Below are 26,148 nucleotides of genomic sequence, written 5' to 3' on the forward strand. Positions count from 1 at the left end.
GGTGGCGGCCCGGTCCGCACGGGCGGTGGCGGCATGTCATCCTGTCCGGAGGCGAGCGGCGGTCGAGGGTTGCGCCCGCCCTGGGCGGAGCACGGCCGAAGGGGCGGCAGTGGGCATCCCGGGCATGAACCCGCCATCATGCGACGTTGTACGAAGCCTGTGTAAGAAGAGTGTGAGCTAGAAGACCAGACAGCGAGGTTGGAGCGACTGTGCCAGCCAAGAACGGCACCGCGAAGAGTGGCCAGGCGAACGGCGCCGGCACGCGCCTGGTGATCGTCGAGTCGCCCGCGAAGGCGAAGACGATCGCGGGTTACCTGGGCCGTGGCTACATCGTGGAGTCCAGTATCGGCCATATCCGGGACCTGCCCGGGAGCGCCTCGGAGGTGCCGGCCAAGTACAAGGGCGAGCCGTGGGCGAAGCTCGGCGTGAACGTCGAGCACGACTTCGAGCCGCTCTACGTGGTCAACACCGACAAGAAGGCGCAGGTCGCCAAGCTCAAGAAGCTGCTGGCCGAGGCCGACGAGCTCTTCCTCGCGACGGACGAGGACCGGGAGGGCGAGGCGATCGCCTGGCACCTCCAGGAGGTCCTGAACCCGAAGGTGCCCGTGCACCGGATGGTCTTCAACGAGATCACCAAGGACGCGATCCAGCGCGCCGCCGCGAACCCGCGCCAGCTGAACATGCCGCTGGTGAACGCGCAGGAGACGCGGCGCGTCCTGGACCGGCTGTACGGGTACGAGGTCAGCCCGGTCCTGTGGAAGAAGGTCATGCCGAAGCTGTCGGCGGGCCGGGTGCAGTCGGTGGCGACGCGGCTGGTGGTGGAGCGGGAGCGCGAGCGGATCGCGTTCGTCCCGGCGCACTACTGGGACATCCTCGGCGAGTTCGACACGGGCAAGGACGACGAGCCGAAGGCGTTCAAGGCCGGGCTCGTCTCCGTGGACGGCAAGCGCGTGGCGCAGGGCCGCGACTTCGCGTCCGACGGCACGCTGAAGACCAAGGACACGCTGCACCTCGACGAGCCGTCGGCGCGCGCGCTGGCCGAGCGCCTGCGCGGCAGGCCGTACGAGGTCAAGTCGGTCGAGTCCAAGCCGTACACGCGCAAGCCGTACCCGCCGTTCCGGACGACCACGTTGCAGCAGGAGGCCAGCCGCAAGCTGAGCTTCTCGGCGAAGTACACGATGTCGGTCGCGCAGAAGCTGTACGAGAACGGCTTCATCACCTACATGCGAACCGACTCGATCACGCTGTCGGAGACCGCGATCACCGCGGCGCGGCGGCAGGCGGCGAGCCTGTTCGGCGGCGAGTACGTGCCGGACAAGCCGCGCGTGTACCAGTCGAAGGTGAAGAACGCGCAGGAGGCGCACGAGGCGATCCGCCCGGCGGGCGACAGCTTCCGCACCCCCGCCGAGACGGGCCTGTCCGGTGACCAGTTCCGGCTGTACGAGCTGATCTGGAAGCGGACGATCGCGTCGCAGATGAAGGACGCGGCGGGCCGCTCGGTGTCGATCCGGGTGACCGGGGTGTCGACGCGGAACGAGACCGCCGAGTTCGGCGCGACCGGCAAGACGATCACCTTCTACGGGTTCCTCAAGGCGTACGTGGAGAGCGCGGACGACCCGTCCACCGACCGCGACGACCAGGAGCGGCGGCTGCCGAACCTGGAGCAGGGCGACCCGCTGTCGGCGAACGCGGTGGACGCCGAGGGCCACTCGACCCGCCCCCCGGCCCGCTACACCGAGGCGAGCCTGGTCAAGGAGCTGGAGGAGCGGGAGATCGGCCGCCCGTCCACCTACGCCTCGATCATCGGCACGATCCTGGACCGCGGCTACGTGTTCAAGAAGGGCACGGCGCTCGTCCCGTCGTTCCTGGCGTTCGCCGTGGTGAACCTGCTGGAGCAGCACTTCGGCAACCTGGTCGACTACGACTTCACCGCGCACATGGAGGACGGTCTCGACGAGATCGCCCGCGGCGAGGCCGAGCGCGTCCGGTGGCTGACCCGGTTCTACTTCGGCGACAACGGCGAAGAGGGGCTGAAGGAGCTCACCGAGGACATCGGCGACATCGACGCCAAGGGGATCAGCTCGTTCCCGGTGAAGGGCTCCGACATCGTCGTCCGGGTCGGCCGGTACGGCTCGTACCTGGACCGGGACGGCGAGCGGGTCAACATCCCCGACGACATCGCGCCGGACGAGCTGACGGCGGAGAAGGCCGAGGAGCTGCTGGCGCAGCCGTCCGGCGACCGGGAGCTCGGCACCGACCCGGAGACCGGGCACATGATCGTGGCGAAGTCGGGGCGGTTCGGCCCGTACGTCACCGAGATCCTGCCGGAGGCGCCGCCGCCCGCGGAGGGCGAGAAGAAGAAGCGCACCAAGAAGGCCGACGCGCCGAAGCCGCGTACCGGGTCGCTGTTCAAGTCGATGTCGCTGGACACGATCACGCTGGACGACGCGCTGAAGCTGCTGTCGCTGCCGCGCACGCTGGGCGAGCTGGACGGCGAGCCGGTGACGGCGCAGAACGGCCGGTTCGGGCCGTACATCAAGAAGGGCACCGACAGCCGCTCGCTCGGCTCCGAGGAGGAGCTCTTCACCGTCACGCTGGACCAGGCGAAGGAGCTGCTGGCGCAGCCGAAGCAGCGCGGCCGGCGGGCCGCCGCCGCGGCGCCGCTGCGCGAGCTGGGCAAGGACCCGGCGAGCGACAAGCCGGTGGTGGTGAAGGAGGGCCGGTTCGGCCCGTACGTCACCGACGGCGAGACGAACGCGAGCCTGCGCAAGGGCGACGAGGTCGAGTCCATCACGATCCAGCGCGCCGCGGAACTGCTCGCGGAACGGCGTGAGAAGGTGGCCGCGGGCGGCGGGAAGAAGAAGACGACGACCCGCCGTCGCACCTCTGCAAAGTCCGGCTCATAACGACATTCACGCCGATACCCTGACCGACATGACCAGAACGGACGCCTCCCGGCCGCACCCCGCCGCGCCGCAGCCGGGCGCCTCCCCGCTCTCCGCCGCGGCGGCGCCGTTCCGGCGGCTCCGGACCGCGCTGTCGGTGTCCGGCCTGGGCCAATGGCTCGCGGTGCCGGCGCTGTCGGCGGCGGCGGTGCTGCCGGCGGACGGCACGGAGGCGCGGCTGCGCGCCGCCGGCGCCGTGCTGGCGCTGCTGGTGCTCCCGGCGGTGCTGCTCGCGCCGCTCGCGGGGGCGCTCGCCGACCGGGTCGACCGGCGGCTGGCCCTGCTGATCGCCGACGGGCTGCGCTTCGTGGTCGTCCTGACGGTGCCGCTGGTGGACGCGCTGCCGTGGACGCTGGCGGCCGCGTTCCTGGTCGGCTGCCTGTCGCTGCTGTGGGCGCCGGCGGCGTCCGCGGCGCTGCCCGCGCTGGTGTCCGACGCGACGGTCGGAGCGTCCGCGGGCGGGACCGTGGTGGCGCGCGAGGCGGCGGAGACCGATCTGCGCGCCGATGCCCGCCGGTCCGCGGCGCGCGCCGCGTTCGGGCCCGCGCCGGTCGCCGCGCTGCTGTTCGCGGTGCTCGCCGTGATCGCGAACGCGGTGCTCGGGGCGTCGCACCGTACCGACCTCCCGCTGTACGCGACCGCCGCGCTGTTCGTGCTCGCGGCGGCGCTGACGGCGCTGGTCAAGCAGGTTCCGGCGACGGAGCCGATCTCGGTCCCGGCGCCGCTGAAGCTGCTGTTCCAGGGGCCCGGCCTCGACCGGGCCGGGCACGGGCTCGGCCTGGCCGTCGGCGGTGCCGCGCTCGCGGCGGGCGCGGTCGCCGCGGTCGCGCGGGTGCACACCGGCGAGCTCGGCGGCGGGGACGCGGGCTACGGCGCCGTCCTCACCGGGCTCGCCGCCGGCCTCGCGACCGGGCTGTTCCTCGGCCCGCGCGTCCTCGGCCCGTTCAGCCGGCGCCGGCTGCTCGGCCTCGCGGTGATCGCCGCCGCGCTGCTGCTGATCGTCGCCGCGCTCGTGCGCAACCTCGTCGTCGTGGCGTTCGTGGCCGCGTTCCTCGGCGTCGCCGCCGGGGCCGCCTGGTCCACGGCGACCGCGGCCGTCCGCGATCCCGCCGGCGAGACCGGCGACGAATCCGGCGACCGCCGTCCGCGCGCGTTCCTGGCGTCGATCGCGCTCATCGGCACGCTGGTCGCGGTCGCCGCCGTCCCCGCGGTGGCGGGCGCGCTCGGCTCGCACCGGCTGACCATCGGCGACGGCTACGACCTCGACGGCTCGATGGCCGCGCAGCTGATCGCCGCCGTCCTCGCCCTGATCACCGGAGCCGTCGCCTACCGGCGGCTGGACGACCGGCGCGGCATCCCCCTCGCCGCCGACCTGCGGGCCGCGCTGCGCGGCGAGGTGTACGTCCCGCCGTCGCAGGCCCCCGCGCCCGAGCCGGTCCGCCGCGAGCGCGGCGTGTTCGTCGCGTTCGAGGGCGGCGAGGGCGCCGGCAAGACCACGCAGGCACGGCTCGCCGCGATCTGGCTGCGCGACCACGGCTACGACGTGATCACCACGCACGAGCCGGGCGCCACCAAGATCGGCATGCGGCTGCGCGCGATGCTGCTGGACCGCGACACCACCGGCCTGTCCGACCGCGCCGAGACCCTGCTGTACGCGGCGGACCGCGCCGACCACGTCGCCAACGTGATCCGGCCCGCGCTGGAGCGCGGCGCGATCGTGGTGAGCGACCGCTACCTGGACTCCTCGCTCGCCTACCAGGGCTACGGCCGGCAGCAGCCGGTCGGCGCCATCGCCCGCGTCAACGCGTGGGCGACCGGCGGGCTGGTGCCCGACCTGACCGTCCTGCTGGAGGTCCCGCCGGCGGACGGGCTGCGCCGGCTGTCGGCGCCCGCCGACCGCATCGAGTCCGAGCCGCAGGAGTTCCACGAGCGCGTCCAGGCCGGCTTCCGCGCCCTCGCCGAGGCCGAGCCCGACCGGTACCTCGTGCTGGACGCGAGCCGCCCGCAGGCCGAGCTGAGCCGCGAGATCCAGTACCGCATCCGCGAGATCCTCCCGGACCCGATCCCGGCCGGCACCGAGGACGCGACGAGCACCTTCCCGGCCATCACCGACGTCTAGGGCGTCCCGGCGCGCGGCAGCCCTTAGCCTTGTCCCATGAGCGTGTGGGATGACCTGGTGGGGCAGGCGCCGGTCGTCGAGCAGCTGTCGTCGACGGCCGCGGGGACCGGCGGCGGCATGGCGCACGCCTGGCTGTTCACCGGGCCGCCCGGGTCCGGGCGGGTCACCGCGGCGCGGGCGTTCGCGGCGGCGCTGCAGTGCACCGAGACGCCGCGCGGGTGCGGGCACTGCGCGTCCTGCCACCAGGTCCTGCAGGGCACCCACGCGGACGTGGAGGTCGTCCGCCCGCAGGGGCTGTCGTTCGGGATCAAGGACGCCCGCGCGCTGGTGCTGCGGGCGTCGTCGTCGCCGAGCGGGCACGGCTGGCAGATCGTGCTGTTCGAGGACGCCGACCGCGCCACCGAGGGCGCGGCGAACGCGCTGCTGAAGGCCATCGAGGAGCCGCCGGCGCGGACGGTGTGGCTGCTGTGCACGCCGTCGGCGGAGGACCTGCTCGTGACGATCAGGTCGCGGTGCCGGCAGGTGACGCTGCAGACGCCGCCGATCGCGGCGGTCGCGGACATGCTCGTCCAGCGCGACGGCGTCGACCGGGAGACCGCGGAGATCGTCGCGCGGGCCGCGCAGGGGCACATCAGCCGGGCGCGGCTGCTCGCCTCGGACCCGGCGATGCGCCGCGTCCGCGAGCAGGTCGTGGCGGTGCCGCGCCGGCTGACCGGGGTGAGCCCGGCGGTCGCGGCGGCGGAGACGCTGGTGAAGGCCGCGAAGGCGGAGATGGAAGCGCAGACGTCGCAGCTGAACGAGGCGGAGACGTCCGCGCTGCGCAAGGCGCTGGGGGAGAGCGAGAAGGGCCGCATGCCGCGCGGTACGGCGGGCGCCCTGAAGGATCTGGAGGACCGGCAGAAGTCGCGGTCGACGCGGCTGCTGCGCGACGCGCTGGACCGCACGCTGCTCGACCTCGCCTCCTACTACCGGGACGTGCTGACGATCCAGCTCGGCGCGGGCAGCGAGCTGGTGAACATCGAGCTCGGGCCGGAGCTGCGGACGGCGGCGTCGGGGGGCCGCCCGGAGGACACCCTGCGCCGCCTCGACGCGATCATGGACTGCCGGGAGCGGCTCGCGGCCAACGTCAACCCGACGCTGGCGTTCGAGGCGCTCACGCTCGCGCTCCGCACCGGCTGAGCGCCCATCGGACCGCAGGGCCGAGCGCCCGCCGGACCGCGGGGTCGAGGCCCGCTATTCGACGGCGCGTCTGGGATTAACACAAATCGCCCCTTTTCGTTACAGCTCCGTACGCGTCTCTCAACAGACGCACCCGTACCGTCTGCTGGCCATAGCACGCCGAAAACGGGCGCGTTCCCCCCATGGCCAGGAGGTCTGCTTTGCGGCGAGCCTTGATTTCCGCCGCGTGCGCCGTCGCCACCACGGCGGCGCTCGCGATTCCAGCGTCCGCGTCACCGGCTCAACAGCCGGCGAAAGGCGCGGCGTCGGAGTACGTCGTCCTCTACAAGGACGGCGTTTCCCTCGGCAAGGCCCATGACGCGGTGAAGGCCGCCGGCGGCTCGATCGTCGAGGAGAACGCCGATGTCGGCGTCGCCACCGTCCGGTCGAAGAACCCCGGGTTCGTCCAGGCGGTGATGCGGCAGGGCGCCCTGGACGGCGCCGCGCACAACCGCGTCATCGGCGAGGCCCCTAAGGAGAAGAAGGCCGCCGCGAAGGTCGAGAAGACCGCCGGCACGCAGGGCCGGGTGACGGTGAAGGGCAAGCCGTCCAAGCACACCGAACCCCTCGCCGACCTGCAGTGGGACATGAAGCAGATCCACGCGACGGCGAACGGGTCGTACAAGGCCGAGCCCGGTTCCAAGAAGGTCCTCGTCGGCATCCTCGACACCGGCGTCGACGGGAACCACCCCGACATCAAGCCGAACTTCGACCGGAAACTGAGCCGGAACTTCACGCACGACGTCCCCTACGACGCGGATGGCAACGTGCTGGACGGGCCGTGCGAGTTCAAGTCGTGCGTGGACCCGGTCGACTGGGACGACAACGACCACGGAACGCACGTCGCGTCCGAGATCGCGTCCCCGCGCAACGGCCTCGGAATGGCGGGCGTCGCACCGAACGTCACGCTGGTCAATCTGCGCGTCGGCCAGGACTCCGGGCAGTTCTATCTGCAGCCGACCATCGACGGCCTCACCTATGCCGCGAAGAACGGCATCGACGTCGTCAACATGAGCTACTACATCGACCCGTGGCTGTGGAATTGTGCCAATAACCCGGCGGACAAGCCGGAGGACCAGCTCGAGCAGCGCACCATCATCCAGGCGACGCAGCGGGCGCTCGACTTCGCGCACCGGCACGGCGTCACCCTGATCTCCGCGGCCGGCAACGACTTCGTCGACTACACCAAGACCAACGTCGACGACAGCAGCCCGGACTTCCCGTCCTACCCGGGCGAGAAGCCGTACGAGCGGACGATCCCGGCGAGCTGCCAGTCGATGCCGTCCGAGGGCAAGCACGTCATCCCGATCTCGGCGACCGGGCCGAGCACCCGCAAGTCGTACTACAGCAGCTTCGGCAACGGGTACGTCGCGGTGGCCGCCCCCGGCGGCGACAAGGTCGACAACGCCGCCCAGCGGCCCGACGACCGCGGCGGCATCTGGGCCGCCTACCCCGAGCGCCTCGCCAAGGAGCGCGGCGAGCTGAACGCGGACGGCACGCCGAAGGTGTCGTACGTGATCCGCAGCTGCAAGGGCAAGACCTGCGCCTACTACCAGTCGCTGCAGGGCACGTCGATGGCGTCCCCGCACGCGGTGGGCGTCGCCGCGCTGATCATCAGCAGGTTCGGGCACCGCGACGGCCGCACCGGCGGCCTCACCCTCGACCCGGACTTCGTCGAGTGGAAGCTGCGCGGCAGCGCCACCCCGAAGGACTGCCCGAGCCCGAGCACCGTCGACTACGTCTGGTACACGCAGACCAACGGCACCTGGGTGAAGCACACCTCCACGCAGACCTGCGAGGGGACGAAGGGGAAGAACGGGTTCTTCGGCGCCGGCATCGTGGACGCGCTCCACGCCGTCCAGCGGTAACCGCCTTCCGGCACGCGGCCCCCGGTCCCTCCCGGCCGGGGGCCGCGCCCATGCCCGGCGGAGGCCGCTGAAACAGATCGGCCGCTCGAAGCAACCCGGGCGGCCCGGCGACGTCTCTGGGACATGGAGACTGAAACGGTGCTCCCCGAACGGGAACGTCCAGCGGCCCCCGCGCGCGCGGCGTCCGGCGACGCGGCGGACGCGGTCACGGAGCTGTACCGGGGCCACGCTCTCGGCCTGATGCGGCTCGCCCTGGTGATGGTGGGCGACCGCGGCACGGCCGAGGACATCGTGCAGGACGCGTTCGCGGGCCTGTACAAGCGATGGCCCCGCCTGCGCGACCGCGACAAGGCGCTGACGTACGTGCGGTCGGCGGTCATGAACGGGTCCCGGACGGCGCTGCGCCGCCGCCGCAGGCCGCTGCGGGCCGTGCACGCGCCGGCGGTGTGGTCCGCGGAGGCCGCGGCGATGGTCGGCGAGGAGCGCCGCGAGGTCATGGACGCGCTGCACCGGCTCCCGGGCCGCCAGCGCGAGGCCCTGGTGCTGCGGTTCTTCGCCGACCTGTCCGTCGAGGAGATCGCCGCCGCGATGGGGGTCAGCCCCGGCACCGTCAAGTCGACCACGTCCCGGGCGCTCGCCGCGCTCGGCCGGATCCTGGAGGGAGAGCAGTGAACACGACCGAAGAACGCCTGGTGGACGCGCTGCGGTCCGTGGGCGACACCGTGAGCCCCGAGGACGTCCCGCCGCCGCGCTTCACCGAACGCCGCCGTGCCGGGGCCCGGCGGCCGGTGCTGATCGCCGCCGCGGCAGCCGCCGCGGTCATCGCCGGAGGCGCCGTCGCGGGAGGCGTGCTGCCGTCCGGCCACAAGGACCGGCGGCCGGTCGCCGCGAGCACCGGGGTGCGGGTGGCGCTGTTCCTGTGCACCCGCCAGAACCGTAACGACAACTGCGCGGGCAGGGACGTGACCGAGCGCCAGAAGGCGGATCTCAACGCGTCGCTGGACACCGACCGCCGGGTGCGCGACGTCGTCTACGTCACGAAGGAGCGGCACTGGGAGCAGTTCAGGGCACGGTTCAAGAACACGAGGCCGCCGGCGCTGCCGACGACCTCACCGGAGTCGATTCCTCCGATGTTCATCGCCACGGTCGGCCGTGCGGACGTCAAAGCGTTCATGCAGTTCTACCTCGGGCGGCCGGGGGTCGACACCGTCGTGATCGAAGGGCGCTGACCTGGGGCATGATGGGTGGATGCCGTACCGAGTCACTTTCGTGTGCACGGGGAACATCTGCCGCTCGCCGATGGCGGAGGCGATCCTGCGCCACCATGTGGAGGACGAGGGCCTGGACGTCGAGGTCGACAGCTCCGGCACCGGCAACTGGCATGTGGGCGACGGCGCCGACGAGCGGACGGTCGCGGCGCTGGACCGCGCCGGGTACCGGTCGGCGCACATCGCCCGCCAGTTCGAGGAGCCCTGGTTCGACCACTACGACCTGATCCTGGCTTTGGACGAGGGCCACCGGCGGGCGCTGCGGTCGATGGCGCCGGACGACGAGGCGCGGGCGCGGATCCGGCTGCTGCGCGAGTTCGACCCGGAGGCGGGCAGCGACCTGGACGTCCCCGACCCGTACTACGGCGGCCGCGCCGACTTCGACCTGGTGCTGGAGCAGGTCGAGGCGGCGATCCCGGGTCTGCTGGAGGAGATCCGGGCCGGTCTGAAAGCCGCCTGACGTGCCCGGCCTGCGGGAACGCCTCGGGCGGCTGCTCGGAAGCCCGGTCGAGTCGGTCTCCGGCCTCGGCTCCAGCCACGCGTGGACGCTGCACCGCGCGGCCCTCGCCGACGGCCGCGAGGTGTTCGTGAAGGCCGCGTCCGACCAGGCGGGCGTGTTCGCGGCGGAGGCGGCCGGGCTGCGCTGGCTGGGGGAGGCGGGGCCCGGCGCGCCCGTCCCGGACGTCCTCGCCGCCGACGACCACCTGCTCGTCCTGCCGTGGCTGCCGTCCGCCTCGCCCACGCCGGAGGCCGCCGAACGCTTCGGACGGGAGCTGGCCGCCCTGCACACCGGAGCCCGTCCGGACGCCTACGGCGCGCCCTGGGACGGGTACATCGCCGACCTGCCGCTGGACAACACGCTCGACGACCGGGGCTGGCCCCGCTGGTACGCCGAGCGGCGCCTCGAACCGTTCCTGCGCCGGGCCGAGCGGGACCTGTCGGCGGACGACGTCCGGCTCGTCGAGCGGGTCATGGCGGAGATCGAGGATCTCGCCGGGCCGCCGGAGCCGCCGAGCCGCGTGCACGGCGACCTGTGGTCCGGGAACGTCCAGTGGACGGACGGCCGGGCCATGCTGATCGACCCGGCGGCGCACGGCGGCCACCGGGAGACGGACCTGGCGATGATGGCTCTGTTCGGGACGCCCCACCTGGACCGGATCCTCGCCGCCTACGACGAGGCGGCGCCGCTCGCCGCCGGCCGGCGCGACCGCGTCCCGCTGCACCAGCTGCATCCGCTGCTGGTGCACGTGGCGCTGTTCGGCGCGTCGTACCGGGCGTCCCTGGTGGACGCGGCCCGCTCCGCCCTGGGCTGACCGCACGGACCGGTTCGGCCATCCACTAGGGTCGTCGCACCCCGCGGTACAAGGCTCGGACTCGAAGTGATAACTCCCCAAGCACGGGCGAATGCCGCGCGGTATATCAAATGCCGAGCAGCGGAGAGGCGGTGCGGAGCGACCCCATGGACGGCGGGAACGACGAGGGCGGAAGCGGGATCCGGTTCCGGGAGGTGTGGCGGACCGCGGTGCCGGTCAGCGTCGCCGCGGCCGCGGCGCTGTTCGCCGGCGGCAGCGTCGACCTGGTCCACCGGCACCAGCGGGCCGCGCACAAGGAGCACGACGCGGAGGCCGCCGCGGCCAAGAGCGCGCCGCCCGCGCCGCGTGCCGTCGTCGGCGTCACCCGCGCCGGCGGCGCGCTGACCGTCCGCGACGCCCGCAGCGGCGCCGCCGTCGGGCTGCCCGTCGCCGCCCCGGACGGACGCCGCTTCCAGCGCGTCGCGGGCAGCGGCGACTCGTTCGTCGTCGCGTCCTACGGCGCCGGGAAGGTCACGTTCGAGCGGCTGAAGCTCGGCGCCGACGGGCGGCCCGCGTCGCTCACCGAGATCCCCGGGGCGGCGGTCCCCGGCGTCTCGACGGCATGGTCGGACCTCGCGGCGGCCCCCGACGGCGACCGCATCGCCTACGTCACCTACAAGGGGACCCGCGCCCGCATCGACGTCGTCTCCGCCCGCACCGGCGCGCGCAAGACGTGGACGACCCGCTTCCCCGCCCGCGTCAGCAGCCTCTCATGGGCCGGTGACACCCTCGCGTTCGTGTGGAACCCCGTCCGGCGCGTCGCGGGCAGGTACACCGCGGTCCGGCACGAGTTCCGCCTGCTGGACACCAGGGGCGCCTCGGGCGACCTCAAGGCCAGCAAGGCCGTCACCGCCCTGCCCAAGGGCACGACCAGCGCGGTCGTCACCCGCGACGGGAAGACCGTCGTCGCGGGGGTCGTGGAGCGTTCCGTCGCGTCCGTCCAGGCGTACTCGGCGCAGACCGGCCGGCCCACCAAGGTCGTCTGGAGGCAGCGGCTGAACGGCAGCATCACCGGCCTCGACAGGGGCAAGGAGGGCAAGCTGCTGATCTCCGGCAGCGACGGGCGCCTGTACGCCGAGGGGGCCGGCACGATCACCGCCGCGGATCTCGCCGACGCGGCCTGGTGATCTCCGCCCGCGTCCGCCGTACAGTGGACGGACAGAACCGGGCGAACGGAGCGAAACCGTGGGCATGGTGATGGCCGTCAGCTTCACCCGTTACGGCCGGCTCTACTACCTCGACCCGGGTCCGCACACGCCGAAGGTGGGCGACAAGGTCCTCGTCCCGACCGACTCGGGCCCCGAGGTCGCCGAATGCGTCTGGGCGCCGCAGTGGGTCTCCGACGACATCGGCGGCCTCCCCGAATGCGCCGGCCCCGCCACCGGCGAGCACCTCGAACGCGACGAGACCAACCGCCGCCGCCGCGCCGAGGGCCGCTCGATCGCCAAGCGCCTCATCCGCCGGCACGACCTGCCCATGAAGGTCATCGGCGTCGACTACCTCGACACCGACAACGTCTTCAAGATCTACTTCACAGCCCCGCACCGGGTCGACTTCCGCGCCCTGGTCCGCGACCTCGCCCGCAACATCAAGGCCCGCGTCGAGCTCCGCCAGGTCGGCCCCCGCGACGAGGCCCGGCTGCAGGGCGGCATCGGCCCCTGCGGCCGCGACCTGTGCTGCGCCACCTTCCTCAAGGACTTCGAGCCCGTCTCCGTCCGGATGGCGAAGGAGCAGGACCTGCCCGTCAACCCGCTGCGCATCGCGGGCGCCTGCGGCCGCCTCATGTGCTGCCTGAAGTACGAGCACCCGCTCTACACCGAGTTCAAGGAGAAGGCGCCGCGCCTCGGCGCGAAGGTCTCGACGCCGGAGGGGGACGGCCAGGTCATCGGCTACAACGTTCCCGGCGACCGCATCACGGTCAAGGTCGGGTCGCGCCGCTGCTCCTGCCCGTCCGCCTCCGTCTGCTCCCCCCGCCGGCAGCACGACGCCCACTACAACCCCGGCGACGACCCCGCCTGACGCCTCCGGCGGGCGGGTCATGAGCGGGCCGGCCTCGGGAGGAGCTGGGCCAGGGCGGCGGTGGCGGCGCAGAAGGCGATGATCGGGACGAGCGCCACCTGGAAGGCGTCCGCCACGTCCGCCGGGACCGGGCGCCCGCCGAGGACGGTGTAGAACGCGATCCCGACGACCGCGACCCCGACCGCGCCGCCGACCTGCTGGAACGTCGACAGGACGCCCGCCGCCGACGCCGCGTGCCGCTCGCCGACCCCGGCCAGGACGAGCGCCGACATCGGCGCGAGGACGAGGCCCATGCCCGCGCCGGCGAGCGCGAGGCCGGGGATCAGCCAGGCGACGCCGCCGTCCTGCGCGACACCGTCGATCAGCAGCAGGCAGCCGGCCGCCTGCACGGCGGCGCCGAGCGCGAGGACCTGCCGGCCGATCCGGGCGGCGGCCGCGGCGGCGCGGGTCGACGCGGCGAAGTATCCGGCGCCGAGGGCGGTGAACAGCAGACCCGACTGCAGCGCGCTGAGGCCGCGTCCCTGCTGCAGGTAGAGGGCCAGGTAGAGGAAGAACGACGCCATGGCGAGCTGGTAGGCGAAGGCGATGCCGATGCCGACGGTGAACGCCCGCTGCCGGAACAGCGCCGGAGCGATCAGCGGCGCGGTGCCGCGCCGCTGCCACAGCGCGAACGCGGCGAGCAGCACGGCCGAGCCGGCGAACGAGAACCACGTCCAGGCGGGCCAGCCGAGCCGGCGCCCCTCGATCAGCGGCAGGACGAGCGCGACGAGACCGAGCGTGACCAGGGCCGTCCCGGCGAGGTCGAGCCGGGTGCCGCGCGCGGCGGGGGTCGCCGGGACCGTCCGGCGGACGAGCGCGAGGGTGCCCGCGCCGATCGGGACGTTGATCAGGAAGATGCTCCGCCAGCCGCTGCCGAGGACGTCCGCCTGGATCAGCGCACCGCCGATGAGCTGCCCGAACACGCCTCCGAAGCCCATGGTCAGGCCGTAGGCGGTGAACGCGCGGACCCGCGCCGCGCCCTCGAACGCGCCGTTGATGATGCCGAGCACCTGCGGCATCAGCAGCGCCGCCGCGACGCCCTGCGCGACCCGGGCCGCGATCAGCGTCCCGGCCGTCGGGGCGAGGCCGCAGGCGAGGGATGCGGCGGTGAACGCGGCGAGCCCGGCGGCGTACATCCGGCGGCGCCCGACCAGGTCGCCGAGCCGCCCGCCGGTGATCAGCCCGCCGCCGAGCGCCAGCCCGAACCCGGCGACGACCCACTGCGTGGCGGCGGCGCCCGCGTGCAGGTCGCCCTGGATGTCGGGGATCGCGACGTTGACGATGAAGAAGTCGAGCGTGGTGATGAAGATGCCGACGAGCAGGACCAGCAGGCCGCCGGCGGGCGCGGCGTGCGCCGGCGCGCCGTCCTGCGGCCGCCTGCCCGCTCGCGGTGTAGCGGTGGTGGACAAGGGATCTCCCCGGTTCGTTCGTCTCGGTGCGTGCACCATGACGATCTCCCGGGCCCGGTCATCGGGTCGATGACGTGAGGGGTAATGCGGCCTGCGAGGGGCGGTGTAATTCGCTTGTGAGCAGGGCGGTCACCGACCTAGGTTCGCCTCTCATGGACTCACCCGTGCGGCGGCTCTCGATCGACGACCTTCCCGCGTGCCAGCGGCTCGCCGAAGACCGCGAGTGGGGCGAAGAGGACCACAAGTGGCGGTTCCTCTTCTCGGTCGGCGACGTCTACGGCATCGACGACGGGAACGGCGACCTCGCCGCCACAGTGGTGTCGACCCCGTACGGCAAGGACGTCGCGGCCATCAGCATGGTGCTGGTCGCCAAGCGTTACGAGCGGCGCGGTCTAGGCGGCCGCATCATGCGGCATGCGATGGACGAGGCGGGGACGGCGAGCCTCTGCCTGACCGCCACCGAGATGGGCCGTCCGCTGTACGAGCGTCTGGGGTTCCGCTCGGTCGGGTCATGCACGACGTACACGGGCGTGGTCGACGGGCCGTTCCGGCAAGGTGCGTCCAGGCCCGCTACGTCCGCGGACATGGCCGCCGTCCACGAGCTCGACACCGAGGTCTTCGGTGCGGACCGCTTCCAGGTCGTCGAAGGGCTCCCGACGTTCTGCTCGGCCTTCCACGTCGTCCGCGACGAGTCCGGTCTGGTGGGTTTCGGGGGCGTCTGGTGGAACGACGGGCGGGCCCTCGTCGGTCCGGTCGTGGCCCGCGACGCCGAGGCCGCCCTGACGCTGGTGGACGAGATCGTCCCGCGCGGTCCGGTGCGCCTCGACATCGACCACCGGCACCCGGAACTGGTCGAGTGGGCGGACAAGCGCGGGCTGACCCCGTTCTTCTCCACCACGATCATGGAGTACGGCGAGCCGATCGCGAACGACCCCGCGCGGCTCTTCCTGCCGGTCGCCCAAGCCCTCGGCTAGGGGTCCGCTCAGGCGGCGACGGGTTCGCGGGCCGGCGGCTTCGGAGCCGGCTTCGGCTTGGCGGCGCCGCCCGGGAGGGCGTACCGGAAGATCTTCTTCCAGGTGCTCGTGACCTGCTTCGACAGCGACCCGGTGTGGTACGGCAGGCCGTAGCGGGCGCACAGGTCGCGGACGCGCGGGGCGATCTCGGCGTACCGGTTGCTGGGGATGTCCGGGAACAGGTGGTGCTCGACCTGGTGGCTGAGGTTGCCGGTCATGAGGTGGAACAGCGGGCCGCCGGTGATGTTGGCGGAGCCGAGCAGCTGCCGGACGTACCACTCGCCCTTCGTCTCCGCGTCGAGCGGGTAGTCCTCCTCGAACACGTCGACGTCGCCGGGGAAGTGCCCGCAGAAGATGATCATGTGGGCCCAGACGTTGCGGGCGGCGTTCGCGGTGAAGTTCGCGGCCAGCGTGGACAGGAACTGCGGGCCGCTGAGCAGCGGGAACGCCAGGTAGTCCTTGCCCCACTGGCGGCGCACCTTGCGGCCGATCGCGCGCAGCTTCGCCTTCGTCACCTCCTCGTCGTGGGTGCCCTCGCGGATCCTGTCGATCTCCAGGTCGTGCAGCGCGACGCCGTACTCGAAGAACATCGCCAGCAGCGCGTTGTAGATCGGCTGCGGGACGTTCGCCCAGCTCCACGGCTGCTCGGGCGCGACGCGCAGGATGCCGTAGCCGACGTCGTTGTCCTTGCCGAGGACGTTGGTGAAGGTGTGGTGGACGAAGTTGTGCGAGTGCTTCCACTGCTCGGCGGGGGAGACGTTGTCCCACTCCCACGTCGTCGAGTGGATCTTCGGATCGCGCATCCAGTCCCACTGGCCGTGCATGACGTTGTGCCCGATCTCCATGTTCTCCAGGATCTTCGCGACGGCGAGCGTCGCGGTCCCGGCGACCCAGGCGGGCGGCAGCGCGGACGCCATCAGCAGCGCGCGGCCGCCGATCTCCAGGCCGCGCTGCCAGCGGATCACCCGGTGGATGTAGTCCGCGTCGCGCTCGCCGAGGTCGGCGGTGACCTCGTCGCGCAGCGCGTCCAGCTCGCGGGCGATCGCGGCGTAGTCGGCGGGGGTGAGGTGGTCGGTCGTTGCGGGCATCGTCGGTCCCTTTCAGAGTTCGATGTCGACGGGGCCGGCGGCGGCCGAGACGCACGTCTGCACGATCTGGCCCTCCTCGCCGTGCACCTCGCCGGTGCGCAGGTCGCGGACCCGGCCGGAGCGCAGGCGGCCGACGCAGCTGTGGCAGATGCCCATCCGGCAGCCGCTCGGCAGCAGCGCGCCGGCGCGCTCGCCGGCGTCCAGGAGCGGCGTGTTCCCGTCGGCGTCGGTCTCGACGCCGCTCTCGGTGAACCGGACGCGCCCGCCCTCGCCGCCTCCCGTGCCCGCCGCCAGCGCGGGACGGAACCGCTCGACGCGCAGCCGGTCCTCGATTCCTTCGGCGCGCCAGTGCGCGGCGAGGTCGTCGAGCATGCCGGACGGCCCGCAGGCCCAGGCGTCCCGTTCCGTCCAGTCGGGGCAGAGCTCCGCCAGGTCGGACGGGGTGAGGCGGCCGCCCGTGGACGTGTGCCGCTCGTGCAGCCGGATCCTGGGCATCCGGCGCAGCTCGCCGCCGAAGATGACGTCGCCGGCGTGCCGGTCGGAGTGGACGAGCGTGACGTCGGGCGCCTCGCCTGCCGCGGCGAGGTGCCGGAGCATCGCCATGACCGGCGTGATCCCGCTGCCCGCGGTGACGAACAGCAGCCTGGACGGCACCGGCGCCGGCAGCGTGAAGTCGCCGTCCGCCTCGCCCAGCCGGACGATCGCGCCCGGCCGGATCCGGTGCACGAGGTGCGCGGACACCAGGCCGTCCGGCCCCGCCTTGACCGTGATCGTGATGCGGCCGTCCGGGCGGGGCGGTGACGACAGCGAGAACGTGCGCCAGTGCCGGACGCCGCCGATGTCCACGCCGACCTTCACCCACTGGCCGGGGCGGTGGCCGCGCCAGGCCGTCCCGGGCCTGATCAGCAGGGTCGCGGCGGCGGGCGCCTCGTGCCGCACCGCCTCGACGCGGCCGCGCGGCTCGGCGGTGGACCACAGCGGGTTGAGCAGGCCGAGGTAGTCCTCCGGCAGGAGCGGCGTGGTCAGCAGCCTCGCGGCGGCGGCGAGCCGGCGGCCGCGGCCGGGTCCCGCCGGCCGCGCCGAGAGTGCAGGGGTCAAGGGTGCCTCCCCGTCGGCGCTCTTAACTTACGCTTGAGTAACCTACGGTTACGTAGCCGTAGGGAGGTCGCAAGTCCTGCCGGGCGAAAGCGACAGGCATCACACCATCGCATGATGTTCCATCCGACGGTGTAATGCCTGGTGACAACTTCGGTGCCCGGATTTGGGCTGGCCGCTAACCCTCCTTAGTCGGGAGACGAGAGGCGCCCCGGACCGCCCGGCTCAGAAACGCGACTTCGGCCGCTCCTGAAGCACCCCGTCGACGAAGATGTCGACCTTCTCGCTGTAGAAGCACACCAGCCCGGCCACCTTCCGGGACTCCTCCAGCGGCGTCCGGTACGACCACGCGAGATCCTCGTGAACCTCGCCGTTCGCCCGCACCGACCAGTACTCCGCCGTGCCCTTGTACGGGCAGTGGGTGACAGTGTCGGTGTGCTCTAGCAAATCCATCCGGACATGCGTCTTCGGCAGGTAGTACCGCACCGGAAGACCCGTCTCGAACAGCAACCTGGGGCTGGACGACTCCGCCACCGTCACGCCGTCCACCTCCACACGCACACGCCGGGAACTCGCCAGCACGTCCACCCGCGTGTACGGGTTGCGCGGATGGACGAACACCTCCTCGTCCTCCTCGAACCAGGCGTCCATCGCGCCCCACTCCAGCCGGACGAGCCCCCGCAGCTCCTCGACCGGCGACTCCGGATAGCGGAGCGCCGCCCCGGGCGCCTCCGCACCGTCCACCTTCACCGTGTACGCCGTCGCGTCACCCCGGCTCGGCGAGTGCTTGCCCGGGCCCTCCTCGACGAGCTCGGCCCGCACGTCCGCCGCCGGAAAGTAGTAGGTCGGGTAGTAGGGGATCTCCCACACGAGCACCGGCGCCGTCGTGTCCGCCACCAGGTTGCCGCCGAGGTACGCCCGGACGCGCTTGCCGCCTTGCTCGATGCGGACGCGGGTCCGCTCCTTCGCTGCACTCATGACTGGGCCAACCGCCCCTGCGACGCCCCTATTTCGGCCGCATGCGGCCGCCGCTCACTCGGCATGGCGACGCGGACCGGCGACGCGGACCGGCGACGCGGACCGGCGACGCGGACCGGCGACGCGGACCGGCGACGCGGATGGCAACGCGGCCAGGCGACCCTTGTACCTGCCCACATGAGCCCGTCCTGTCACACCGGTCCCGGCTCTCTCATCCAATTCTCATATCCGCCTCACGCGAGCCCCATGCGCGGCCAAGAGCCTTCTCGCATGAAATGGCCGTTCCAACGCCGGACCACGCTCATCAACGGCACCCTCGGCGTGCTGCTGGTGGCCGGGGCCGGCACCGCATACCTCACCCTCGGCGACGGAGGTGACGGCGCCTCGGCGGCCACCCGCGTCACGCGGGTGGAGCGCGGCACGGTGTCGGCGTCGGTGTCGGCGTCCGGCTCGGTGGAGAGCGCGCGCAGCCGCGACCTGTCGTTCGGCACGTCCGGCATGGTCGCCAAGATCTACGCCAAGGCGGGCCAGAAGGTCGTCGCCGGCGCCGTCCTCGCCCGGCTCGACCAGACCGAGGCGCTCGAGAACATCGACGTGGCCAAGGCCAACCTGGAGGCCGCCGAAGGCGGCGACACCACCTCCGCCAAGGGCTACGCCAGCTACCTGCAGGTGAAGAACGCCTACAGCACCGCGCTTCGCACCTACCAGGGCACCGTCCTCAAGGCACCGTTCGCAGGGACCATCACCGCCGTCAACGGAAGCGTCGGCGGCAGTTCCGGCGGATCCGGGTCGTCCTCGTCGGGCTCCGGCGCCGCTTCCGGGACGTCCGGTGCGGGGACGTCGGGCGGCGGCGGGTCCGGTTCGTCGTCCTCCTCCTCGTCTTCGGGGTCGTCGTCCTCGTCCGGGTCCGGGTTCATGGAACTCGTCGACACCAGGCACCTGCAGATCGAAGGCGACTTCACCGAGGCCGACACCACCAAGCTCAAGGTCGGCCAGACCGCCTCCATCTCCTTCGACGCCCTCACCGGCAAGACCGCCACCGGCAAGATCACCTCGATCGGGCTGTCCCCGACCACCACCGACAACGTGGTGAAGTTCCCGGCGACGATCTCGCTGACGAAGGTCCCGTCCGGCGTCCGGCTCGGCCAGACCGCCACCGTCGAGATCACCACCGCGTCCGCCGACGACGTCCTCTACGTGCCGACCGCGGCCGTGAAGACCGCCGGCGGGCAGAGCACCGTCACCGTCGTCCGCAACGGCAAGCAGACCACCGTCACCGTCGAGACGGGCGTGAAGGGCGACCAGGGCACCGAGATCACTTCCGGGCTCGACGAGGGCGACCAGGTCGTCGTGACCTCCACGAGCACCGGGTCGAGCGGCACCACCCAGCGCGGCGGCTTCCCCGGAGGCGGCGCCCCCGGCGGCGGCTTCGGCGGCGGCGGACCGGGCGGCGGCGGAGGCCGCAGGTGACCCCCACCCCGCGGCCGGACGCCCTCGGACCCACCCCGCGGCCGGACGCCCCCGGACTCGCCCCGCGGCCGGACGCCCCCGGACCCGCCCTCGGACCCGCGCTCGCCGCCGCACCCGCGCTCGCCTCCGCACCCCGGCCCGTCCTCGGCATCCGCGACGTCAGCAAGGTCTACGGGGAGGGCGACACCGCCGTGCACGCGCTGCGCGGCGTCTCCCTCACCGTCGAACCCGGCGACTACGTCGCGATCATGGGCGCGTCCGGGTCCGGCAAGTCCACCCTGATGAACATCATCGGCTGCCTGGACGTGCCGAGCGGCGGCCGCTACCTCCTCGACGGCATCGACGTCGGCGCCCTCGACGAGCGCCGCCTCGCCATCCTGCGCAACCGCCGGATCGGGTTCGTCTTCCAGTCCTTCAACCTCATCCCGCGGATGACCGCGCAGGCCAACGTCGAACTCCCGCTCGCCTACGGCGGCGTCAAAGGCCCCGAACGCCGCCGCCGCGCCCTCGCCGCGCTCCGCGAGGTCGGCCTCGCCGACCGCACCCGGCACGAGCCCAACGAGCTGTCCGGCGGGCAGCAGCAGCGCGTCGCCATCGCCCGCGCCCTCGTCACCTCCCCGACCCTGCTCCTCGCCGACGAACCCACCGGCGCCCTCGACAGCGGCTCCACCGCCGACGTCCTCGCCGTCTTCGACCGGCTCAGCCTCGCCCGCCGCACCATCGTCGTCATCACCCACGAGGACGACGTCGCCGCGCACGCCAAACGCGTCGTCCGGCTCGTCGACGGCCGGGTCGTCGACGACGTCCGCCGCGCCCCCGTCGCCGGCCCGCCGCCCGCCGCGTCCTGGACCACGGAGGGCGCCCGGTGAGCCCCCTGGAGATCCTGCGGTTCGCGCTGCGCGGCCTGTCCGCCAACAAGCTGCGCAGCTCCCTCACCACCCTCGGCATCCTCATCGGCGTCGGCGCCGTCATCCTGCTCGTCGCGGTCGGCAACGGCTCGTCCGAGCAGATCAAGAAGAGCATCCAGCGGCTCGGCGCCGACTCCCTCACCGTCACCAAGACCACCACCGGAGGCGGCGGCGGGCGCGGCGGCTTCGGCGGAGGAGGCTTCCCGGGCGGTTTCGGTAGCGGCGGGTCCGGTTCGGGTTCGGGGCCCCGCACCCAGGCGCACGACCTCACCACCCAGGACGCCGCGGCCCTCGTGAGCGCGACCGACGCCCCGTCCGTCAAGAGCGCCTCCCCGGTCGTGACCAGCCAGTCCGTCACCGCCGGCTACGAAGGCACCAGCGCGACCATCAACCAGTTCGTCGGCACCACCCCCGCCTACTTCGCCGCGGCCAACAAGACCCTCGCGTCCGGCACCTCCTTCACCACCGCCGACGTCACCGCCGCGAACAAGACCGTCGTCCTCGGCAGCACCACCGCTTCCGACCTGTTCGGACGCGTCAGCCCCCTCGGCAGGAAGATCGACGTCGGCGGCATCCGCTTCACCGTCGTCGGCGTCCTCAAGGCGACCGGCTCGTCCTCTTCCAGCTTCTCCGACCCCGACAGCATCGCGATCGCGCCGCTGTCCGCCGTCCAGGAGTCGCTCACCGGCTACGGCGCCCTCGACCAGATCATCGTCCAGGCCAAGGACTCCGGCGCCGTCGACTCCGCGCAGGCCGAGGTCACCCAGATACTCGGCCAGCGGCACGACGTCGCCTCGTCCGGGACCGCCGACTTCACCGTCTCCAGCCAGGCAAGCGTGCAGTCCGCGGTCAGCGAGTCGAACAAGACCTTCACGGTCCTGCTCGGCGCGGTCGCCGCGATCAGCCTGCTCGTCGGCGGCATCGGCATCACCAACATCATGCTGGTCACCGTCACCGAGCGGACCCGCGAGATCGGCATCCGCAAGGCCATCGGCGCGCCGCGCGGCGCGATCCTCGGCCAGTTCATCGCCGAGGCGACCGTCCTGTCCCTCATCGGCGGCGTCCTCGGCGTCGTCGCGGGCGTCGCCGGCAGCCTCTTCACGATCGTCGGCGTCAAACCCGTCCTGGTCCCGTCGTCGATCGTCCTCGCCTTGGCCGTCTCGGTGGCGATCGGCCTGTTCTTCGGCAGCTATCCGGCCAACCGCGCCGCCAAGCTCCGCCCGATCGAGGCCCTCCGCCATGAGTGACCGTCCAAGGAACCGCCCATGCCCCGCAGACGCCGCAGGCCAGCCCGGCACATCCTTCCGCCCGACCCCGCTCCGCCAGGCGCCCCCTCAACGGCAGGCCCCACAACCCCGCCCCTGCACCACGCCCAAGCCGCGCAGCGCGTCGACGGAGAGGAGGCACGGATGAGCACCCGAGACCACGACCCCACCACGCCAGACCCAGAAACCCCCCGCCCCTGGGCAACCACAAACCCACGGCAAGACCCGGGGTCCTGGCAGGGCTTGGCGTCGGGGCAGGTCGCGGAGGAGAGGGCGGGCGCGGTGCCGGGGCACGGTGCGGCGTTGGAGGGAGGCTCGGTGCCGCTACAGGAATCGGGGTGGAAGTCGGAAGCCGGCAGCGCAGCGGCATCCGAGAGGCCGGTGGGCGACGCCGAACTGCTGGCGAGCTCTCCGTTCGACGGTGACCTCGATGCCGAGCTGGCGGCGAGTCCATCGCGGCGATCCCTGCGGGGACCGACCGTCTACTTGGGTGCAGGGCTCCTCCTCGTTGTCGGTTTCCTCGGGGGTGTTCAGGCGCAGAAGTGGACGTCCGACGACTCCGGTTCGCCGGGCGGTGGCCCCGCCGCGGCAGGCGGTTACGGCCGGACGGGGGGACGCGCCCCCAGCGGTTACGGCGGTGCCTTCGCCGGCCGGCCGGGTGGCGACGGGACGGGCACGGAGCAGGGCGGCCGCGGCGGAACCGGTGCCCCCGGTGGCTTCGGGGGCGGCTTCGGCGCGGGTGCGGGTGCGGGCGGAGGCATGACGGTCGGCACCGTCACCAAGGTCGTCGGCGACACCCTCTATCTGCGCACCTCGGACGGCAAGACCGTCAAGGTCAAGACGACCGGCACCACGAAGATCAGCGTCACCAAGGACGGCAAGCTCCGCGACCTCGGCTCCGGCGCCACGGTCATCGTGCGCGGCACCACCGGCAAGGACGGCTCGGTGTCCGCGACGACCGTCAACCAGGGCGCCGGCCGTTGACCACCGATAGGAGACGATGACGATGAACAAGGCCAGCGTGGGCCGGTTGGCCGGCGGGCTCGCCGTCACCGGGACGCTGCTGCTCTCCGCGGCCTGCGGAGGAGGCAGCGACGGCAAGGCGAACGCCGCTTCCAGCAAGGCCGCCGGCACGGACCAGATGTCGGCGTTCCGTGCCTGCATGGAGAAGCAGGGCGTCAAGGTGCCGGACCGCGGCAACCGTCCGAGCGGCGCGCCGTCAGGCCGTCCGAGCGGCGCGCCGTCCGGTGGGCCCGGGGGTGGCGCGCGGCCGTCGTGGCGTCCCAGCGGTGCACCGTCCGGTCGTCCCACCGACCGTCCGACGCGTTCGGCCGCGCAGCAGAAGGCCATGCAGGCCTGCGCCTCCCTGGCTCCGCAGCGTGGTCGGGGAGGCCAGGGCGGCCCACCAGGCGGCAACCCGAACGGGGGCCAGAATAACGGCGCCCCTGCCTCCTGACCAGCGTGTTCGTGCCCCGGTGCCGTCGCTGCAGTGGCAGGTCACCGGTGCCAGGTAGGTTCCGCACCGACGGGCCTGCCGTTCGAGACGCGCGCTCGCAATCCCCGGTGGCGATGCGCGCCCGGTGGGGCCCGTCCACCTCCGCGGGCCCCACCGCCCCACCTGCTGCAAGGCGTGGATCCGGTGCGGGGACGGTCGGCGTCGCGCCATGAGCGCCGGGTCGTGGCGCATGGCCGTGCTCCGAACAACAGGTGCGGCATCACGACTCCGCTGATTTCGTTTTCCCCGGGACGGCCAGGACAGGCAGGAGCGCCGCCATGAGGATCGCCGCCGTCCACCAGAAGGTCTCGGTGAAGGCGTTGGTGAGCAGCGCCGGCGTGTGGGGGGTGTGGTGGGATGCGGCCTCACCGAGGTTGCCGCTCGCGCCGGGGATCTCGTGGCGGATGGCGATCTGCAGGACGACGGCCATGACCGCGGTTCCGAACGAGCTGCCCACGCGGATCAGGATGTTCGCGCCGGTGGTCGCCGCGGCGACGGCCTCGCGGGGGAGGCCCAGGTAGCTCGCCGCCATCAGGGACGGGGCGATCATCCCGTGCCCGAAGCCGATGACGAACATCGCGCCCATGATCACGGCCCGTCCCGTCGTGGGGTCGAGCGTGGTCAGCACCAGGGTGCCGGCCAGGACGATCGCCACGCCGCCGGCGGCGATCCAGCGTCCGCCGAACCGGTCGACCAGCCGTCCGGTCACCATCATCGTGATCATGGCGCCGACGCCCATCGGGGCGAGCAGCCAGCCCGAGTCCAGCGCGGACTCGCCGCGGACGATCCTGGCGAACAGCGGGATGAGGATCATCAGCCCGAACACGGACGCGCTGTAGAGGAAGAATCCGCCGGTGGACGTGGTGAAGGCGCGCGTGCGCAGGAGGCGCAGCTCGATGAGCGCTCCCTCTCGCTTGCGGAGCGCGTGCACCGCGAAGGCGACCACGAGTCCGGCGCCGGCGATGACGCTGGTGAGGAACCGGGCGCCGGTGAGGCTGGCACCGTTCCCCGCCTCCGACAGTCCGTACACGAGGGCGGCCAGCCCCGGCGACAGGAGGAGGATGCCCGTGACGTCGAGCCGCGCGCTGGGGTCGCGTTCGGTGTCGTGCGGGAGCATCCGGACGGCCGCCAGCAGCGCCGCGGCGCACAGCGGGATGTTGACGTAGAACATCCAGCGCCAGCTCAGATGGTCGACGATGGCGCCGCCGAGCAGCGGGCCGAGCACCGGGGCGAGCATCGCGGGCACCGAGACGATGCTCATGACCCGTCCCATCCGGCTCGGGCCGGCCTCCCGGACGAGCATCGTCTGGCCGACGGGCATCAGCATGCCGCCGCCGAGGCCCTGCAGGACCCGGAACACGATGAGCGACGGCACCGACCAGGCCAGCCCGCACAGCAGCGAGCCGCCGATGAACAGGCCGAGCGACACCAGCCACATCGTCCGGGCGCCGAACCGCCGCACCGACCAGCCGGTCATCGGGATCGCCATGGAAAGCGCCAGCGTGTAGCCCGTCACGACCCACTGGATGGTCGACAGCGAGGTGCCGAAGTCCTTGCCGAGCGCGGTGAGCGCGACGTTGACGATCGTGCTGTCGAGCACCGTCATGATCACGCCGAGCACGACGACGATCGCCAGGTTGCGCAGCCGCGGGTCGATGCCCGTTTCCACCCCTGCCGGGGGTGCCTTCTGAGTCGCGATCAAGATCCATCCTCCCGTTTCCGTACGCCGTATCGCCATCACCGTACATCGTCTCGCGCCATCTGTACACCGTATCGATACGCCGTATCGGTTAGGATCTTTGACGTGGCAGAGAGCAGCGAGCCGCCCGAGCGGCGCGAACGGGCCCGGCCCAACGACGTCTGGGCACGGCCGCGCGGAGGCCGGCGCCCGAAGCTGACGCGCGAGGCGATCGTCGGCAAGGCGATCGAGATCGCCGACGCCGAGGGCCTGGAGGCCGTCTCCATCCGCCGCGTCGCGAGCGAGCTCGGCGTGCGCGCCATGAGCCTCTACACGCACATCGAGGCGAAGGAGGACCTCCTCGACCTGATGTACGACGTGGTCGCCGAGGAGGTCCTGGTCGAGGACGGGCTCCCGGACGACTGGCGCGCCGCGATGGTCGAGATCATGCGGAAGGAGCGCGCCGCCGGCCTCCGGCATCCCTGGATGTTCGAGTTGGCCGGCCGTTCGCCGCGCGTCGGGCCGAACGGGCTGCGGCACGCCGAGCAGTCGATGGCCGCCGCGGCGCGGCTCACCGACGATCCCAAGGAGATGCTGGCGATCGTCACGACCGTCGACCACTACATGCTCGGTTTCGTTCTGCGCGAACAGCGGCTGCGCGAGATGGGGACGACCCCCACGGGCGAGGTGCGCCCGAGCGTGCTGGAGCAGGCTTATGTCCGCAAGCTTCTGGAAAGCGGGGATTTCCCGCACCTGAACTCGGTCCTCGACGCGGGTCTCTTCAGCCAGGAGGACTTCGACCTCGGCCTCAAATGGCTGCTCGACGGGATCGAACACGGCCATCGAGGGAAGTGGCCCTCGGCCAGTCCTCCGACGTAGCGTAGGCGCCGGGGTACGTGCCGCTACGACGAGACGGGGACC

General features: G+C 72.6%; 22 protein-coding genes. 17 read left to right on the plus strand and 5 right to left on the minus strand.

The annotated features are described in order from the left end of the window. The first annotated feature begins 209 nt into the window (after positions 1 to 209). From topA to J4709_RS02145, 10 genes are all read left to right on the plus strand, one after another. Positions 210 to 2,906, plus strand: a complete 2,697-nt coding sequence (gene topA, locus J4709_RS02100; protein WP_208236219.1) for a type I DNA topoisomerase — start codon at positions 210 to 212, stop codon at positions 2,904 to 2,906. Positions 2,907 to 2,934: 28 nt separating this feature from the next. Next, positions 2,935 to 5,064 carry a dTMP kinase gene (tmk, locus tag J4709_RS02105; protein ID WP_208236221.1) on the plus strand — a complete coding sequence of 710 codons (2,130 nt, stop codon included), beginning with the start codon at positions 2,935 to 2,937 and terminating at the stop codon, positions 5,062 to 5,064. A 36-nt stretch (positions 5,065 to 5,100) separates the two neighbouring features. Next, positions 5,101 to 6,243: a DNA polymerase III subunit delta' gene (locus J4709_RS02110; RefSeq protein ID WP_208236223.1), complete on the plus strand. Its 1,143-nt coding sequence runs from the start codon at positions 5,101 to 5,103 to the stop codon at positions 6,241 to 6,243. Between the two features lie 200 nt (positions 6,244 to 6,443). Further along, positions 6,444 to 8,150 (plus strand): S8 family peptidase, encoded by a 1,707-nt coding sequence (locus J4709_RS02115; RefSeq protein ID WP_208236225.1) that lies wholly within the window; start codon positions 6,444 to 6,446, stop codon positions 8,148 to 8,150. A 123-nt stretch (positions 8,151 to 8,273) separates the two neighbouring features. Next, positions 8,274 to 8,822 carry a SigE family RNA polymerase sigma factor gene (locus J4709_RS02120; protein WP_208236227.1) on the plus strand — a complete coding sequence of 183 codons (549 nt, stop codon included), beginning with the start codon at positions 8,274 to 8,276 and terminating at the stop codon, positions 8,820 to 8,822. Next, positions 8,819 to 9,379 carry a permease-like cell division protein FtsX gene (locus J4709_RS55370; protein WP_208236228.1) on the plus strand — a complete coding sequence of 187 codons (561 nt, stop codon included), beginning with the start codon at positions 8,819 to 8,821 and terminating at the stop codon, positions 9,377 to 9,379. The genes J4709_RS02120 and J4709_RS55370 overlap by 4 nt, the downstream gene beginning before the upstream one ends. A 19-nt stretch (positions 9,380 to 9,398) precedes the next feature. Next, positions 9,399 to 9,878, plus strand: coding sequence for a low molecular weight protein-tyrosine-phosphatase (locus J4709_RS02130; RefSeq protein ID WP_208236230.1), 480 nt, complete (start codon positions 9,399 to 9,401; stop codon positions 9,876 to 9,878). Between the two features lies 1 nt (position 9,879). Next, positions 9,880 to 10,731, plus strand: a complete 852-nt coding sequence (locus tag J4709_RS02135) for a fructosamine kinase family protein (protein WP_208236232.1) — start codon at positions 9,880 to 9,882, stop codon at positions 10,729 to 10,731. A gap of 131 nt (positions 10,732 to 10,862) precedes the next feature. After that, on the plus strand, positions 10,863 to 11,897 hold the full coding sequence (locus J4709_RS02140; RefSeq protein WP_307800872.1) for a hypothetical protein: 1,035 nt from the start codon (positions 10,863 to 10,865) through the stop codon (positions 11,895 to 11,897). Positions 11,898 to 11,961: 64 nt separating this feature from the next. Then, positions 11,962 to 12,789, plus strand: a complete 828-nt coding sequence (locus J4709_RS02145) for a PSP1 domain-containing protein (RefSeq protein WP_208236328.1) — start codon at positions 11,962 to 11,964, stop codon at positions 12,787 to 12,789. Between the two features lie 17 nt (positions 12,790 to 12,806). On the opposite strand, the gene J4709_RS02150 is transcribed toward J4709_RS02145, so the two are convergent. Then, a complete protein-coding gene (locus J4709_RS02150) occupies positions 12,807 to 14,237 on the minus strand; it encodes an MFS transporter (protein ID WP_208236234.1) in 1,431 nt (476 codons plus the stop codon). Between the two features lie 152 nt (positions 14,238 to 14,389). Here J4709_RS02150 and J4709_RS02155 point away from each other — a divergent pair, with 152 nt between their 5' ends. Beyond that, complete coding sequence (locus J4709_RS02155) at positions 14,390 to 15,211, plus strand: GNAT family N-acetyltransferase (protein WP_208236236.1); 822 nt, start codon at positions 14,390 to 14,392, stop codon at positions 15,209 to 15,211. 8 nt (positions 15,212 to 15,219) lie between these two features. Here the strand turns inward: J4709_RS02155 and J4709_RS02160 are convergent, their stop codons facing one another. The 3 genes from J4709_RS02160 to J4709_RS02170 all read right to left on the minus strand — a co-directional run bounded on the left by J4709_RS02160 (position 15,220) and on the right by J4709_RS02170 (position 18,411). Continuing rightward, complete coding sequence (locus J4709_RS02160) at positions 15,220 to 16,338, minus strand: fatty acid desaturase family protein (RefSeq protein WP_208236238.1); 1,119 nt, start codon at positions 16,336 to 16,338, stop codon at positions 15,220 to 15,222. Positions 16,339 to 16,350: 12 nt separating this feature from the next. Further along, positions 16,351 to 17,436: a ferredoxin reductase gene (locus J4709_RS02165; protein WP_208236240.1), complete on the minus strand. Its 1,086-nt coding sequence runs from the start codon at positions 17,434 to 17,436 to the stop codon at positions 16,351 to 16,353. 222 nt (positions 17,437 to 17,658) lie between these two features. Then, on the minus strand, positions 17,659 to 18,411 hold the full coding sequence (locus tag J4709_RS02170; RefSeq protein ID WP_208236241.1) for a DUF427 domain-containing protein: 753 nt from the start codon (positions 18,409 to 18,411) through the stop codon (positions 17,659 to 17,661). A 270-nt stretch (positions 18,412 to 18,681) separates the two neighbouring features. Between J4709_RS02170 and J4709_RS02175 the strand changes: the two genes are divergently transcribed. The 5 genes from J4709_RS02175 (at position 18,682) to J4709_RS02195 (ending at position 23,510) form a co-directional block, all read left to right on the plus strand. Further along, the gene (locus tag J4709_RS02175) at positions 18,682 to 19,881 is read left to right on the plus strand and encodes an efflux RND transporter periplasmic adaptor subunit (RefSeq protein WP_208236243.1); all 1,200 of its coding nucleotides are present in this window, start codon (positions 18,682 to 18,684) and stop codon (positions 19,879 to 19,881) included. Between the two features lie 149 nt (positions 19,882 to 20,030). Further along, complete coding sequence (locus tag J4709_RS02180; protein ID WP_208236330.1) at positions 20,031 to 20,750, plus strand: ABC transporter ATP-binding protein; 720 nt, start codon at positions 20,031 to 20,033, stop codon at positions 20,748 to 20,750. Further along, positions 20,747 to 22,036 carry an ABC transporter permease gene (locus J4709_RS02185; RefSeq protein ID WP_208236245.1) on the plus strand — a complete coding sequence of 430 codons (1,290 nt, stop codon included), beginning with the start codon at positions 20,747 to 20,749 and terminating at the stop codon, positions 22,034 to 22,036. Before J4709_RS02180 ends, J4709_RS02185 begins: the two co-directional genes overlap by 4 nt. 777 nt (positions 22,037 to 22,813) lie before the next feature. Beyond that, entirely contained in the window at positions 22,814 to 23,038 is a 225-nt protein-coding gene (locus J4709_RS02190; protein WP_208236247.1) for a hypothetical protein, read from the plus strand. A 16-nt stretch (positions 23,039 to 23,054) separates the two neighbouring features. Further along, positions 23,055 to 23,510 (plus strand): hypothetical protein, encoded by a 456-nt coding sequence (locus tag J4709_RS02195; protein WP_208236249.1) that lies wholly within the window; start codon positions 23,055 to 23,057, stop codon positions 23,508 to 23,510. Positions 23,511 to 23,769: 259 nt separating this feature from the next. On the opposite strand, the gene J4709_RS02200 is transcribed toward J4709_RS02195, so the two are convergent. Further along, on the minus strand, positions 23,770 to 25,251 hold the full coding sequence (locus J4709_RS02200) for an MDR family MFS transporter (RefSeq protein WP_208236251.1): 1,482 nt from the start codon (positions 25,249 to 25,251) through the stop codon (positions 23,770 to 23,772). A 102-nt stretch (positions 25,252 to 25,353) separates the two neighbouring features. Here J4709_RS02200 and J4709_RS02205 point away from each other — a divergent pair, with 102 nt between their 5' ends. Then, positions 25,354 to 26,106 (plus strand): TetR/AcrR family transcriptional regulator, encoded by a 753-nt coding sequence (locus tag J4709_RS02205; RefSeq protein ID WP_208236253.1) that lies wholly within the window; start codon positions 25,354 to 25,356, stop codon positions 26,104 to 26,106. Positions 26,107 to 26,148 lie beyond the last annotated feature (42 nt).

This window comes from Actinomadura violacea, assembly GCF_017573465.1.
Taxonomy (GTDB): Bacteria; Actinomycetota; Actinomycetes; order Streptosporangiales; family Streptosporangiaceae; genus Spirillospora; species Spirillospora violacea.

Bases quoted from the DNA above. Each gene is read 5' to 3' on its own strand.
- tmk (WP_208236221.1), top strand. From the start codon at position 2,935: ATGACCAGAACGGACGCCTCCCGGCCGCACCCCGCCGCGCCGCAGCCG.
- J4709_RS02110 (WP_208236223.1), top strand. From the start codon at position 5,101: ATGAGCGTGTGGGATGACCTGGTGGGGCAGGCGCCGGTCGTCGAGCAG.
- J4709_RS02120 (WP_208236227.1), top strand. From the start codon at position 8,274: ATGGAGACTGAAACGGTGCTCCCCGAACGGGAACGTCCAGCGGCCCCC.
- J4709_RS02130 (WP_208236230.1), top strand. From the start codon at position 9,399: ATGCCGTACCGAGTCACTTTCGTGTGCACGGGGAACATCTGCCGCTCG.
- J4709_RS02145 (WP_208236328.1), top strand. From the start codon at position 11,962: ATGGTGATGGCCGTCAGCTTCACCCGTTACGGCCGGCTCTACTACCTC.
- J4709_RS02155 (WP_208236236.1), top strand. From the start codon at position 14,390: ATGGACTCACCCGTGCGGCGGCTCTCGATCGACGACCTTCCCGCGTGC.
- J4709_RS02160 (WP_208236238.1), bottom strand. From the start codon at position 16,338: ATGCCCGCAACGACCGACCACCTCACCCCCGCCGACTACGCCGCGATC.
- J4709_RS02170 (WP_208236241.1), bottom strand. From the start codon at position 18,411: ATGAGTGCAGCGAAGGAGCGGACCCGCGTCCGCATCGAGCAAGGCGGC.
- J4709_RS02175 (WP_208236243.1), top strand. From the start codon at position 18,682: ATGAAATGGCCGTTCCAACGCCGGACCACGCTCATCAACGGCACCCTC.
- J4709_RS02190 (WP_208236247.1), top strand. From the start codon at position 22,814: ATGACGGTCGGCACCGTCACCAAGGTCGTCGGCGACACCCTCTATCTG.
- J4709_RS02195 (WP_208236249.1), top strand. From the start codon at position 23,055: ATGACGATGAACAAGGCCAGCGTGGGCCGGTTGGCCGGCGGGCTCGCC.